The sequence below is a fragment of the Mesorhizobium silamurunense genome (assembly GCF_014843905.1).
Lineage (GTDB): Bacteria > Pseudomonadota > Alphaproteobacteria > Rhizobiales > Rhizobiaceae > Mesorhizobium > Mesorhizobium silamurunense.
Genome location: NZ_LPVS01000027.1, coordinates 45,218 through 57,240, shown reverse-complemented (window position 1 = coordinate 57,240; position 12,023 = coordinate 45,218). Strand labels below are relative to the sequence as shown.

Here is a 12,023-nt window from a genome sequence, read left to right as displayed (position 1 = left end):
GCGAAACAGGAGGAGTTTCGCCATGTCCCAGTTGAGCGGTATCGTGAGTTTGTTCCTGATCGCGGCGGCGTTCCTGACGTCCTGTGATGATCAGAAACCCCAGCAAAGCTCGATGGAGCTTTCTACTCTCCGCGCAGCGGAGTAGAGGTCCAGAAACACAAAGGCCCTCGGATTTCCGGGGGCCTTTCGATTCCGATCCGCTGTTTGCCGGTCAATGCCAGTAAGGCGCTACGTGGTAATACTCGAAGGATGCATCGCGCGCCGCTTCGCCGTCGGCGCCGGTCAACTCCTTGATCGAATACGCGGGCGCCGCCTTGAGCTGGTCCTTGGTGAAAGGCACGACGTAGCCGCCCTTGTCCGCATCGTAGTCGAGGCTGGCCCACGGGATGGCGTGGTATTTCTCGCCCATGCCGAGGAAACCGCCGAAACCGATCACGGCGAACATGATGCCGTTCGACATCTTGTCGAGCATGACATCCTCAATGCTGCCGATGCTGTTGCCTTCGGTATTGTAGACCGAGGTGCCGATGACGCGCGAGGCGGCAATGGCTTCAGTATGCCCAGACGGGGTAGTCATGGTGGTGCTCCTCTCGATTCAATGCATGCTTGGACAATGAGGGGAGCGGGTGAAGGTTCCAGACTTTTCCGCCGGCAGCCTGATCCTAGTCGGTGAGGATGAAGGTCACCTTCATGTTGACCCGGTAGGCAGCGATCCTGCCGTTTTCGACGACGATCTTCTGGTCCTGGATCCAGGCGCCCTCGACATTCTTCAGGGTCTTTGCGGCACGCGCAATGCCATTCTCGATCGCGTCCTGAAAGCTCTTCTGGGACGACGACGTGATTTCGGTGACGCGGGCGACAGACATGGCTTCCTCCTGCCAAGACGCTCAGTTGCAAGGCGAGCGTACAAGCCGCCACCGGATTCGGCGCAGCCAGCCGCTGTCAGCGTCCCTTGGCGACGCGGTCGAACGCCATGAGCTTTTCCAGCAGGGCCGGCATGTCCTTGAGAGGCACCATGTTGGGGCCGTCGGAAGAGGTCGAGTTATCCGGATCATGGTGGGTTTCGATGAAGACCCCCGCAACGCCGACGGCGACGGCCGCGCAGGCCAGCGTTGCGACGAAGCGGCGTTCGCCGCCGGAGGAGCCGCCCTGCCCGCCCGGCTGCTGCACGGAATGGGTGGCGTCGAAAATCACCGGCGCGCCGATTTCAGCCATGATCGGCAGCGCGCGCATGTCCGACACAAGCGTGTTGTAGCCGAACGAGGCGCCACGTTCGGTGGTCAGCACGTTCAGGTTGCCGGAGCCGGTGATCTTGGCGACGACATTCTTCATGTCCCATGGTGCCAGGAACTGGCCCTTCTTCACATTGACGACCTTGCCCGTCCGTGCCGCGGCGACAAGCATGTCGGTCTGTCGCGATAGAAAAGCCGGTATCTGCAGGACGTCGACATGCGGCGCTACGATCGCGCACTGTTCCTCGGTGTGGACGTCCGTCAGCACGGGGATGGAAAACGTCTTGCGCAGATCGTCGAAAATGGGCATCGCCGCCTCGAGCCCTGCGCCGCGCGTCGCCGTCAGCGAGGTGCGGTTGGCCTTGTCGTAGCTGGTCTTGTAGACGAGGCCGATGCCCAGCCGCTCAGTCAGTTCCTTCAGCGCGCCGGCCATGTCGAAGGCGTGCTGGCGCGATTCGAGCTGACAGGGGCCGGCAATCAGCGACAGCGGCGCATCGTTGGCGAAGACGACCTTGCCAACGGTTACCGATCTATTGGGCGTCAGGGACTCGCTCATGGGATCTCCCGAAAGATGACCGCCGCGCCCTGACCGGGCGCCGGCGGCACGACGATATCGTCGCCGCTCATGTTGTGTTCGATTGCGTTGGCTGCAAGCAGATGCGCGACATCGGCCGTGCTGCGGGTCGACAAAACGATGGCTGCAAAACGCAGGTCCGAAGCGCCCCCTGCCGGAATATCGAAGCGGGAGGCTATTGAATCAGGCGTCAGGATGGTGAGGGTCGCGTTGGGCAATTCAACCTTGTCACCGTCCTTCGCGACCTTGCCGGCTGCGGTCGACACCAGCCCGGCCTGGCTCGAAGGCCTGTCGCTGACAGCGACGATCTCGACGATGCCGGTCACTCCATTGGCATGCGCCTGCAGGGCGGTGCGGTCGATCTTCGGCGCGTTGATGCGCTGACAGGCGAACAGGAATGCGTCCGTTGCTTTTCTATCGGCCACGAACGCCAGTTTGAACGATGCCGTGTCGCTTTTGCCCTCGGTGTCGGTGAAGGCACGCGAAAAGCTCAGCATATCCCCGGCCGACAGCCCTGCTTCGACATAGCGCGCGTGGTCGGCATCGGCATCGGCGGTCCCGAACACGACCGCGGAAAAACCCTCGTCGCCAAGCTTGTTGCGGTAAAGGCGGTCGCGCGCGACGAAGACGTTGCCTTCGCCTATCGCGTGTCCCGCCGTTTTCTCATCGCCGACGGCCAACGGCTCCAGATAGGTGCCGTCTGCGAAAAAGACGCAAGCGTTCTCGGTCCCGAAAGGATGGATGCCGGTCGGCGCGACGACAAAGCCGAGCGACGAGAGGCGCTGCCTCGCGATCTCGAGGCTCAGCGTCGGCAGAACCAGGTGGTCGAGCGGATGGGTCGAAGTTTCGATCATACCGGCGCGGTGTGCCCCATTCCGGAAAGCGGTTCAAGGTCCGGCGTTCAAAGCATTGATGGAGGCGCGGACTGCTCGGTTCATGCGGCGGCCACGACGTCGGCCGAATAGCGCAGCTCGCGCAACGGCTTCACCTTGCTGGTCGTCTCCGCATAGATCGGATGCGCCTTATAGGCGGCGAGAGCGGCCTCGTCCTCGAACTCGGCATAGACGACCACGTCGATCGCGTTGGAGAACAGATCGACCTTGGTGTTGAGGGTCACCTCGAAATGTTTCGAGTGCGGGATCTTGCCCAGCGCCTGCAGGCCGCACCGCACGGCCTCCACATCTTCCTTGCGCCTTACGCTGAAGAAAACGATGTGCCGGATCAATCCAGCCTCCTCGATCGACGGTTGAGCGCGTTTTGTGGGAGCAGGGCCGTCGCGTCAACCGGCAACGATGTCGCGCCTGCCGTCCAAGCAGCGTCGGACCTCAGGCCGCGCCGGTGACGTGGCGCACGATGCGCGACATCTCCCTGACGGTCGCATCGAGATAGTAGCCATGGTTGTAGAGGCCATCCCAGATCAGGAAGAAGGTGATGGCGACGATGACGATCACATAACGCATTGCTAAAACTAACGCATGTCGCCAGCCGGAACCAGAGCGCCTCGGCGGCAATTCTCCGAGGTCACGTTCTTTTGCGCCTTCATGCGTTCCAGCGGTTTGATGCGTCAATCGCGCCAGGCGCTGCCGACGGAATCGAGCCTTCGCCGGTGTCGCCCTGACCGCAGGCATGACGGCAAGCAGAACTTCAAAGTGAGATGCGGTATTTGGCAAATCCCCCCTCGCCCTCACCTGCCGGCTCGATTTTCAGGGATTTCACCTGATCGATAAAATCCTTCGCCCTGGGTCCGGTTTCGAAGACGACGCTGGTGCCGGCCAGCGGCGCGAACGACCAGTTGTCGTCCGCCGAGGGGTTGATCGTGCCTTCGCCGATGATGTAGCGCACGATCACGTCGCGATTGGTGTCCGGCGCCTCGTAGATGATCTTCGAGGCGTTGATGTCGGGAAAATTGCCGCCGCCGCCGGCGCGGTAGTTGTTTGTGGCGACCACGAATTTCGCTGCCGGATCAATCGGTTTGCCGTCGAACCTCAGGTCGACGATGCGGCTGGAGCCGGCGTTCGCTACGCCGCCCTTCGAATCGTATTTCGGCGGCTGCGACAGGGCGATCCTGTAGGTGACGCCATCGATGACGTCGAAATTATAGGACGGGAAGTCGGTGTTGATCAGCGGCTGATCGGCCTTGCCCGGCTCGATCCTGTTGAAGATACCGGCCGACATCTCCAGCCATTCCTTCACCTGCGCGCCGGTGATTTCCACCGCTCGCACCGTGTTCGGATAGAGGTAGAGGTCGGCGACGTTCTTGATGGCGATGTCGCCGACCGGAACGTCGGTATAATAGTCGGCGCCGTTACGACCGCCGGCCTTGAAGGGTGCCGCCGCGGACAAGAGCGGCACATCCTTCCACTGGGTGCTCTTCAATATGTCCTTGAGGTACCAGCTCTGCGCCTGATTGACGATCTGCACCGACGGATCGTCGGCGACCAAGGCGAAATAGGAATAGAGCGGCGCGGACGTCTTGCCGACCGGACGGCGGACATAGGCGAGTGTCGCCTCATGGTCCTGCTCCAGCCCCGCGATGATGCGCTTGTCATCGGGCACGGTTGCCTTGTTCTTGTTGTCGACGCGCTCGTAGATCGGCCGTGCTTCGGAGGTGGCCGAGACGACCCGCCATTTCGAACCGTCGCGCTCCAGCAAAAGGTCGATCAGGCCCATATGCGAGCCCCAGAAACCGCCCATCACCGCCGGCTTGCCCTGCAGCGTGCCCTTCCCGGTATCGACGCCATCAAGCGCCTGGAAGTCCTTCTTGCCGGGGAAGACGAGGTGCTGGTGGCCGGTGAAGACCGCATCGATGCCCTCGATACTGGCGACGAAGAACGAGGCGTTCTCCATCATGTCGCCCCGCTTGATATCGATGCCGGAATGCGAGAGCGCGATCACGATGTCGGCGCCCTCTTCCCGGATCTGCGGCACCCATGCCTTGGCGGCCTCGACGATGTCGCGGGTCTGGACGTTGCCTTCGAGGTTCTTCAGGTCCCAGACCATGATCTGCGGCGGCACGAAGCCGATCACACCGATCTTGATCGGCTGTTCCGCGCCGGAGCCATCCTTGATCTTCTTGTCGAGCACGACATAGGGCTTGAGGTAGAGCTTGTCGTCGCGCGGGTTCGTCGCGAGCGTCGTGCCACGGATCAGGTTCGCGCACACGAACGGGAAATTGGCGCCGGCAAGCACCTTGTCCATGAAGGATAGGCCGTAGTTGAATTCGTGGTTGCCGAGCGTCGAGCATTCATAGCCGAGCAGATTCATGCCCTTCATGATCGGATGCAGGTCGCCATCCTTCATGCCCTTCTCGTAGGCGATGTAATCGCCCATCGGATTGCCCTGCAGCAAGTCGCCATTGTCGATCAGCATCGAATTGCTGGCTTCCTTGCGCACCGCGTCGATCAGCGAGGCCGTGCGCGACAGGCCCATCGTGTCATTCGCTTTGTCGGCGTAGTAATCATAGGGCAGCAGGTTCACATGGATGTCGGTGGTTTCCATGATCCTGAGATGCGCCTGATTGGCCGCGGCGCGGGCTGAGAACGGATGCAGCATGATGAGCGCCCCGGTGGCAGCAGTTCCGGCCAGCAACGAACGGCGAGTGACGAGCGGTTGTGACATTGCTTTCCTCCTCAACGACAACGTGACAACCCCTGCCCCGGATGCGGAGCATGGCGTCGAAGGCGCTCTGAGTCCACGTCTGCCGAGAGCCTGTTGATCACGACAAGGTGACGCGTCGATGAAACAGGGGAGCCAAGCAAATCAGCCCTTATCGTCGTCGCCCTGGGTGATCAGCCGGGCGCTGCGCTGCCCGGTGAAATATATCCATAGCCAGCTAAGCGACACCGCGAGACGGTTGCGGAAATCGATCAGGAAATAGATGTGGGCGATGCCCCAAAGCCACCAGGCAAGCCAGCCGGTGAGCTTGATCCAGCCGAAGTCGATCGCGGCGGCGCGTTTGCCGATCGTTGCCAGGTCGCCGGCATGCTTGTAGCGGAAAGGGCGTGGCGTTGCGTCGCCTTCGAGCCTCGCTTTGATCGTCGCCGCAACATGCCTGCCCTCCTGCTTGGCGGAAGGCGCCACACCCGGCACCGGTTTTCCATCCGGCCGCAACAGAGGCGCCGTATCGCCGATGACGAATATCTCGGGGCTGCCCGGCACCGTGAGATCGGGCTCGACCAGCACCCTGCCTGCCCGGTCGGCAGACGCTCCCAGCCATTCCGCCGCAGGCGAAGCGGCGACGCCCGCCGCCCATAGGATGGTCTTTGCCGGCAGATGCGCGCCGCCGAAGACGACGCCCTCGGCATCCAGATGCGTGACGGCGCGGCCAAGCTCGACCGACACGCCAAGCCGCGCCAGCGCCTTCTGGGCGTAGGCTGAGAGCTCCGGCGCGAAATTGGCGAGGATCCGGTCGCCGGCCTCGATCAGCACCACGCGCGCCTGCCGCGTGTCGATGTTGCGGAATTCGCCGCGCAGCGTGTCATGCGCAAGTTCCGCGATCGTGCCGGCGAGCTCGACCCCAGTCGGTCCGCCGCCGACGATGACCAGCGTCAGCAATGCCTGGCGTTTGGCGGGATCGGCCTCGCGCTCGGCCTCTTCGAAAGCGAGCAGGATGCGGCGGCGGATCGTGGTGGCATCTTCCAGCGTCTTAAGCCCTGGCGCGTAGGGCTCCCATTCGTCATGGCCGAAATAAGCGTGACGCGCGCCGGTGGCGAGCACCAGCGTGTCGTAGGTGACCGAGCTGCCATCCTCCAGCAGAGCACGTTTGCCGGCGCGGTCGACGCCGATGACTGTGCCCAGAAGCGTTGTCACGTCCTTGCGCTTGCGTAAGAGATGACGGATCGGCCAGGCGATCTCCGAAGTCGCCAGCGAGGTGGTCGCCACCTGGTAAAGCAGCGGCTGGAACAGATGATGATTGCGCTTATCGATCATGGTAATGCGCACCGGTGCGCCGGCCAGCGCCCGGGTGAGCTCGAGGCCGCCGAACCCAGCGCCGACGACAACGACATGATGGCTGGCTTCGTTCATTTCATTCCACCTCGCCGAGCGGATTCATCACCCATGATGTAAGCATTTTTGTGCACCGCAACAACGCCTGCAGCCTCCCATGCACTGCCCGGGAGTCGCCGCCCGGTGTCGTGAACACGCATGCCGCCATAGGGTGTCGGGTATAGCGTTGAGCAGAATGATAGGAGCGAAGCATGACTGACAATCGCGATGACGAAGGCCCGGCTCAATACGCCTCGCCGCCTTGTTTCATGCACGAGCTCGACCCGGCCTACCAGATGCCGCTGTCCGACTGGACCGATGTCAGGCGCTGGCGCAAGGCGGAGCGCGAACGGCTGATCGGAGCGCGGCTTGCGGTTTCTGCCGATGCACGCGCGGCAATGTCACAGCGGATTGCCGAAGGCCTCGACGCCCTGATCGGTGACGTTTCCGGCCGCACGGTCAGCCTCTACTGGCCGTTCCGCGGCGAGCCAGACCTGCGTGGCTGGATGGCGTCGATCAATGCGCGTGGCGGCCGTACGGCGCTGCCCGTCGTCATCGAGAAACGCCAGCCTCTGGTCTTCCGCGCTTATGTGCCTGGCGATCGGCTGGAAAAAGGCGTCTGGAACATTCCGATCCCGGCCGAGGGTGATCCCGTGCTGCCCGATATCGTGATCTCGCCTGTGGTCGGTATCGATCCTGGCAACTACCGGCTGGGCTATGGCGGCGGCTTCTACGACCGCACGCTTGCCGCCATACCACTCAGGCCGCTGGTGATCGGCGTCGGCTACGAATTGCAGCGCATCCCGACCATCTATCCCCAACCGCACGACATTCCGATGAGCACGGTGGTGACGGAGGCGGCCGGAGCTTAACGGCGGCTACGCCATCTCCGGCCTCAACCCGACCGCCGTGCGATCGATGATCTCGCGCAGGGCAAAAGACGAGTTGATCTTCGTCACATGCGGCATGGCCGACAGCCATTCCTTGTGGATGCGCTCATAGTCGGCGAGGTCTTTGGCGGCAATGCGCAGGATGTAGTCGTATTCGCCCGACATCAGATGGCAGGAAAGCACGTTCGGGCAGCGTTTGATCGCCGCTTCGAAATCCGACAGCGTCTTCTCGAATTGCCCTGACAGCGATATATGCACGATCGCGGTCATCTGATGGCCGAGCGCGGCATTCGACAGCCGCGCGTGGTAGCCGCGGATGGTTCCGGATTTTTCCAGATTGTCCAGCCGCCTGGAGCAGGCAGATTGCGACAGACCGACCTTCTCGGCAAGCGCCGCGTTGGGGATCCGGCCATCCTTCTGCAAAGTCTCCAGAATGGCGATATCAATCCTATCGAGCGACATTCTTCGTGATTCCTGCGAATATTTTGGGAATTCACGCAACGATTATCGAAGACTGCGGCCCGCCGCAAGTGCATTCGCAAACACATACGGAACGATTCATGCTTCACTGCGTCTCATGCATGTCGCCCAAGACTGCGCGGCGGTTTTGGGACTGGCGGCATTGCCCGGAAATGTCAGGGAGAGCGCCCTTTTAAGGGCCGGACAGGAGAAGAAAATGCGCGTCGGCTGCCCCAAGGAAATCAAGAACCATGAATACCGCGTCGGCCTCACGCCCGGCTCGGTCCGCGAATACGTCGCGCACGGCCACGAAGTGCTGGTCGAGACCGGCGCCGGTGCCGGCATCGGCGCCGACGACAACGCCTATCGCGCGGCCGGCGCCACCATCGCCAAGACTGCCGCCGACGTGTTCGCCAAGTCGGACATGATCGTCAAGGTCAAGGAGCCGCAGCCCAACGAATGGGTGCAACTGCGCGACGGCCAGATCCTCTACACCTATCTCCACCTCGCTCCAGATCCGGAGCAGACGAAGGGCCTGCTCGCTTCGGGCGTCACCGCTGTCGCCTATGAGACGGTGACCGATGACCGCGGCGGCCTGCCGCTGCTCGCGCCGATGTCGGAAGTCGCCGGCCGCCTGTCGATCCAGGCCGGCGCGACCGCGCTGCAGAAGGTTAATGGCGGCCGCGGCGTGCTGCTCGGCGGCGTGCCCGGCGTGCTGCCCGGCAAGGTCACCGTGCTCGGTGGCGGCGTCGTCGGCCTGCATGCGGCGAAGATGGCTGCCGGCCTCGGCGCCGACGTCACCATCATCGACCGCTCGATCCCGCGCCTGCGCCAGCTCGACGACATTTTTGGCGGCCGCGTGCACACCCGCTACTCGACCGTCGAGGCGCTGGAGGAGGAATGCTTCTCGGCCGACATCGTCGTCGGCGCCGTGCTGATCCCAGGCGCCGCGGCGCCGAAGCTGGTCACCCGCGAAATGCTCTCGGGCATGAAGAAGGGCTCGGTGCTCGTCGACGTCGCCATCGACCAGGGCGGCTGCTTCGAGACCTCGCATGCCACGACGCATGCCGATCCGACCTACGAGGTCGATGGCGTGATCCACTACTGCGTCGCCAACATGCCGGGCGCGGTGCCGGTCACTTCGGCGCATGCGCTCAACAACGCGACGCTGCATCATGGCCTGCAGCTCGCCGACAAGGGCCTGAAGGCGCTGGTCGACGACCACCACCTGCGCAACGGCCTCAATGTCCACAAGGGCAAGATCACCAACCGTGCCGTCGCCGAGGCGCTCGGCTACGAAATGGTCGAGCCGAAGGCGGTTCTCGCCGCCTGATACCAATTGTTTGTACGCAATTCCGGACGGAAAACCGCTACACACTTTTCCTGGAATTGCTTTAGACAAGAGCTTCCTTCTGTCGCGCCCGCCGGCCCTCCGGCGGGCGTTTTTTCTCGTGCAGGAAACTGGTTCTTGCGCGGGAAATTCGGGCAACAAAAAAGCGGAGCCAGAGCCCCGCTTCCTCGATGTTGCGACGTGCCGCCGGTCCATCCGCGGTCGGCAATCGATCAACGACTGCCTTTTAGCGCGGCTATACGACGGGAATACGACAGCGTTACTAGCACTCTCCCGGATTCGAAAACGCCAGCCGCCACCGATATGCGTTGTGTGAAGCGTTTCACATTCGGCTGTCGGGAAAAATGCCTAGACACCACCGGCCTGCTTGGCGATTTCGCCAATGGCTTCTGTCGCAGGCTTTTTTCCCAACTGCCCGCCAGACCATCGGCGGGCATCTTTTTTTCTCATGCCCGTTCGATGCGGCACTGGTAGCAATTGTTCCGCGCCGAGCGGACGTGGATGTAGGCGATGTCGTCGCGTTCGAACAAGGTCTCGGCGCGGGCCGCGATACCATCGGTGGGGATGACGGCGCCGCTGCCGTAGACGATGCGGTCGTCCTTGCCGTAGCCGCGCACGATGTAGTCGCTGCCTTCGAGCATTTCGGGCAGCGCATCCGCCTCCGCGGCGCATTCGCATTCATCCGCATGGAGAAAGATCGGCCCGGTCTCGGCGTAAGGCTGAAGCTCCGGGAACGGCCGGTAGGCAAGGATGAGATAGCCCTCGCCGGCGGCAACGTTCTTCATGCAATGCCGGCACGGCACGCCGTCGCCGTCGGAAATCCGTCGTTCGGGCGTGTGGCCGTAGGCGTCGGGTCCTCCCCGCTGCAGGGCGCGCACGGCTTCGGTCGGCAAGGCTTTGAACTGGATGCTCATGGCAAATCTCCGATGTCGTTGACCGGAAATTATGCCCGGGCGGTCGCGCCTCCCACCCGATTCCTGCCAGGCGGTCCGCAGGGGGATCGCTACATGGAAAGAGCCCCGCTTTGCTGAGGCCGGGCTCCTCAAATGATCGAGCGGTCGCGTTAGAAAAACTATGGCCGCATGACGCTTGCCGAGCGCTCGGCGAAGGACAGCGGATGCACGACCTCTTTCTTCTGCGCAACCGGCGCGAAGCCGAGCTTCTGGTAAAGCGGCAGCGCCGCCGGGTGGTCGAGCGTGCAGGTCTGCACCGTGACGCGCTTCGGCCCATACGACCATGCAGCGGAGATGGCCGCCCCCAGGAACCAGCGGCCGATGCCTTGGCCGTGCGCATGTTCCATCATGCCGAAATAGGCGAGCTCCACTTCCTCCGGCAAATGCGGCTTGAGGTCGAAGAAGCCGGCGGGAGAGCCGTCGAGGTAGAGCACCCTGATGTCGCGGTCCTCACGATGCAGGCCGGCGGCCAGTTCCTCGTCGCTCAACCTGAGCACATTGACCCAGTGCCATTTGCGCCCGACGCGATCCATCAGGTAGCGGTAGAAATGCAGCGGAATGTCCTTGGTCTTCAGCAGCGCGATCTGCCGGTTGTAGGGCAGCGGCGGCGATACGGCCGGCGGTGCGTGCATTTCGAGGAATGTGACCGTGACGTCGATATCCTTCGGCACACCATTTTCCATCGTCGTCATTCCTTGCCCGTCACGACGGGCGTGTCGCTCAGCCCACCCCATTCGGTCCATGAGCCGTCGTACAGCCTGTTGTCGGTATGGCCAAGCGTCTCCAGCGCCAGCGTGATCGCCGCCGCGGTGATGCCCGAGCCGCAGGAGGCGACGACCGGCTTTGCAAGATCGATGCCGGCTTCCTCCATGACCTTGCGCAAGCGGTCTTTAGGCAGCAACTCGCCGTTCTCGGTAAGCGCGGCCACCGGAACATTGTGAGCGCCCGGCATATGGCCGGAACGGACGCCGGGACGCGGCTCCGGATCGGTTCCGGCGAAACGCCCTGGAGAGCGCGCGTCGGCGACCTGGCTTTCTCCGCTTCCAACGATCCGGCGCATTTCGTCGAGGCTGACGACCCGCCCTGCATCGAAATCGGCGTAAAAGACGCAAGGGGCCGTTTTGGTCGGCTCCGCAGTCACCGGCCGTCCTTCCGCCTTCCAGCGATCGAACCCGCCATTCAGGATATAGACCTGGAAGACGCCCATGACGCGGAACATCCACCAGGCGCGCGGCGCCGAAAACAGGCCCGGGCCGTCATAGACGACGATGGTGTCGTCGGCCGAAACGCCCATGGAACCGACATATTGCGCGAAGTATTGGGGCGACGCCAATGTATGCGGCAGCTTGGAATCCGGATCCGAAACGGTGTCCTGATCGAGGAAGCGGGCACCGGGAATATGGGCGGCGACGTATTCGGCGTGCGCGTTGCGCTGCTGCGCCGGCAGGTACCAGGAGGCGTCGATGATGGTGAGTCCCGGCGTTCCCAGCCGCTTCTCGAGCCAGTCCGCGTCGACGATGAAAGGGCTGTCTTCGGCCATTTTCCTGCTCCTGTCCGCCTCTCGCGACGCTGCCCGAC

General features: G+C 62.9%; 15 protein-coding genes. 3 read left to right on the top strand and 12 right to left on the bottom strand.

Annotation, left to right across the window (positions count from 1 at the left end; genetic code table 11):
• Positions 1-22 precede the first annotated feature (22 nt).
• A complete protein-coding gene (locus AU465_RS37080) occupies positions 23-145 on the top strand; it encodes a hypothetical protein (RefSeq protein WP_281396695.1) in 123 nt (40 codons plus the stop codon).
• Positions 146-211: 66 nt separating this feature from the next.
• Here the strand turns inward: AU465_RS37080 and AU465_RS06155 are convergent, their stop codons facing one another.
• The 8 genes from AU465_RS06155 to AU465_RS06120 all read right to left on the bottom strand — a co-directional run bounded on the left by AU465_RS06155 (position 212) and on the right by AU465_RS06120 (position 6,831).
• The gene (locus AU465_RS06155; protein ID WP_192244958.1) at positions 212-577 is read right to left on the bottom strand and encodes a PRC-barrel domain-containing protein; all 366 of its coding nucleotides are present in this window, start codon (positions 575-577) and stop codon (positions 212-214) included.
• Positions 578-662: 85 nt separating this feature from the next.
• Positions 663-866, bottom strand: a complete 204-nt coding sequence (locus AU465_RS06150) for a dodecin family protein (protein ID WP_192244956.1) — start codon at positions 864-866, stop codon at positions 663-665.
• Positions 867-942: 76 nt separating this feature from the next.
• Positions 943-1,788, bottom strand: coding sequence for a 3-deoxy-8-phosphooctulonate synthase (gene kdsA, locus AU465_RS06145; protein ID WP_192244954.1), 846 nt, complete (start codon positions 1,786-1,788; stop codon positions 943-945).
• Positions 1,785-2,660, bottom strand: a complete 876-nt coding sequence (locus AU465_RS06140; protein ID WP_192244952.1) for a VOC family protein — start codon at positions 2,658-2,660, stop codon at positions 1,785-1,787. Before AU465_RS06140 ends, kdsA begins: the two co-directional genes overlap by 4 nt.
• A gap of 80 nt (positions 2,661-2,740) precedes the next feature.
• Entirely contained in the window at positions 2,741-3,031 is a 291-nt protein-coding gene (locus AU465_RS06135) for a Dabb family protein (RefSeq protein WP_192244950.1), read from the bottom strand.
• 100 nt (positions 3,032-3,131) lie between these two features.
• Entirely contained in the window at positions 3,132-3,266 is a 135-nt protein-coding gene (locus AU465_RS37075) for a hypothetical protein (protein WP_281396693.1), read from the bottom strand.
• Positions 3,267-3,450: 184 nt separating this feature from the next.
• Complete coding sequence (locus AU465_RS06125; protein ID WP_192244948.1) at positions 3,451-5,424, bottom strand: bifunctional 2',3'-cyclic-nucleotide 2'-phosphodiesterase/3'-nucleotidase; 1,974 nt, start codon at positions 5,422-5,424, stop codon at positions 3,451-3,453.
• A 141-nt stretch (positions 5,425-5,565) separates the two neighbouring features.
• A complete protein-coding gene (locus AU465_RS06120; RefSeq protein WP_192244946.1) occupies positions 5,566-6,831 on the bottom strand; it encodes an NAD(P)/FAD-dependent oxidoreductase in 1,266 nt (421 codons plus the stop codon).
• A gap of 173 nt (positions 6,832-7,004) precedes the next feature.
• On the opposite strand from AU465_RS06120, the gene AU465_RS06115 reads away from it, so the two are divergent.
• Positions 7,005-7,664 (top strand): 5-formyltetrahydrofolate cyclo-ligase, encoded by a 660-nt coding sequence (locus AU465_RS06115; RefSeq protein ID WP_192244926.1) that lies wholly within the window; start codon positions 7,005-7,007, stop codon positions 7,662-7,664.
• Between the two features lie 6 nt (positions 7,665-7,670).
• Here AU465_RS06115 and AU465_RS06110 read toward each other — a convergent pair whose 3' ends face one another.
• Positions 7,671-8,144: an Lrp/AsnC family transcriptional regulator gene (locus AU465_RS06110; protein ID WP_192244924.1), complete on the bottom strand. Its 474-nt coding sequence runs from the start codon at positions 8,142-8,144 to the stop codon at positions 7,671-7,673.
• 214 nt (positions 8,145-8,358) lie between these two features.
• Between AU465_RS06110 and ald the strand changes: the two genes are divergently transcribed.
• Complete coding sequence (gene ald, locus AU465_RS06105; protein WP_192244922.1) at positions 8,359-9,474, top strand: alanine dehydrogenase; 1,116 nt, start codon at positions 8,359-8,361, stop codon at positions 9,472-9,474.
• Between the two features lie 464 nt (positions 9,475-9,938).
• Here ald and AU465_RS06100 read toward each other — a convergent pair whose 3' ends face one another.
• From AU465_RS06100 to sseA, 3 genes are all read right to left on the bottom strand, one after another.
• Positions 9,939-10,406, bottom strand: coding sequence for a DUF1203 domain-containing protein (locus AU465_RS06100; RefSeq protein ID WP_192244920.1), 468 nt, complete (start codon positions 10,404-10,406; stop codon positions 9,939-9,941).
• A gap of 158 nt (positions 10,407-10,564) precedes the next feature.
• Positions 10,565-11,128 carry a GNAT family N-acetyltransferase gene (locus AU465_RS06095; protein WP_192244918.1) on the bottom strand — a complete coding sequence of 188 codons (564 nt, stop codon included), beginning with the start codon at positions 11,126-11,128 and terminating at the stop codon, positions 10,565-10,567.
• A gap of 5 nt (positions 11,129-11,133) precedes the next feature.
• Positions 11,134-11,985 (bottom strand): 3-mercaptopyruvate sulfurtransferase, encoded by an 852-nt coding sequence (sseA, locus tag AU465_RS06090; protein ID WP_192244916.1) that lies wholly within the window; start codon positions 11,983-11,985, stop codon positions 11,134-11,136.
• Positions 11,986-12,023: the final 38 nt, after the last annotated feature.

Bases quoted from the DNA above. Each gene is read 5' to 3' on its own strand.
- AU465_RS37080 (WP_281396695.1), top strand. From the start codon at position 23: ATGTCCCAGTTGAGCGGTATCGTGAGTTTGTTCCTGATCGCGGCGGCG.
- AU465_RS06155 (WP_192244958.1), bottom strand. From the start codon at position 577: ATGACTACCCCGTCTGGGCATACTGAAGCCATTGCCGCCTCGCGCGTC.
- AU465_RS06150 (WP_192244956.1), bottom strand. From the start codon at position 866: ATGTCTGTCGCCCGCGTCACCGAAATCACGTCGTCGTCCCAGAAGAGC.
- kdsA (WP_192244954.1), bottom strand. From the start codon at position 1,788: ATGAGCGAGTCCCTGACGCCCAATAGATCGGTAACCGTTGGCAAGGTC.
- AU465_RS06140 (WP_192244952.1), bottom strand. From the start codon at position 2,660: ATGATCGAAACTTCGACCCATCCGCTCGACCACCTGGTTCTGCCGACG.
- AU465_RS37075 (WP_281396693.1), bottom strand. From the start codon at position 3,266: ATGCGTTATGTGATCGTCATCGTCGCCATCACCTTCTTCCTGATCTGG.
- AU465_RS06125 (WP_192244948.1), bottom strand. From the start codon at position 5,424: ATGTCACAACCGCTCGTCACTCGCCGTTCGTTGCTGGCCGGAACTGCT.
- AU465_RS06120 (WP_192244946.1), bottom strand. From the start codon at position 6,831: ATGAACGAAGCCAGCCATCATGTCGTTGTCGTCGGCGCTGGGTTCGGC.
- AU465_RS06115 (WP_192244926.1), top strand. From the start codon at position 7,005: ATGACTGACAATCGCGATGACGAAGGCCCGGCTCAATACGCCTCGCCG.
- AU465_RS06110 (WP_192244924.1), bottom strand. From the start codon at position 8,144: ATGTCGCTCGATAGGATTGATATCGCCATTCTGGAGACTTTGCAGAAG.
- ald (WP_192244922.1), top strand. From the start codon at position 8,359: ATGCGCGTCGGCTGCCCCAAGGAAATCAAGAACCATGAATACCGCGTC.
- AU465_RS06100 (WP_192244920.1), bottom strand. From the start codon at position 10,406: ATGAGCATCCAGTTCAAAGCCTTGCCGACCGAAGCCGTGCGCGCCCTG.
- AU465_RS06095 (WP_192244918.1), bottom strand. From the start codon at position 11,128: ATGGAAAATGGTGTGCCGAAGGATATCGACGTCACGGTCACATTCCTC.
- sseA (WP_192244916.1), bottom strand. From the start codon at position 11,985: ATGGCCGAAGACAGCCCTTTCATCGTCGACGCGGACTGGCTCGAGAAG.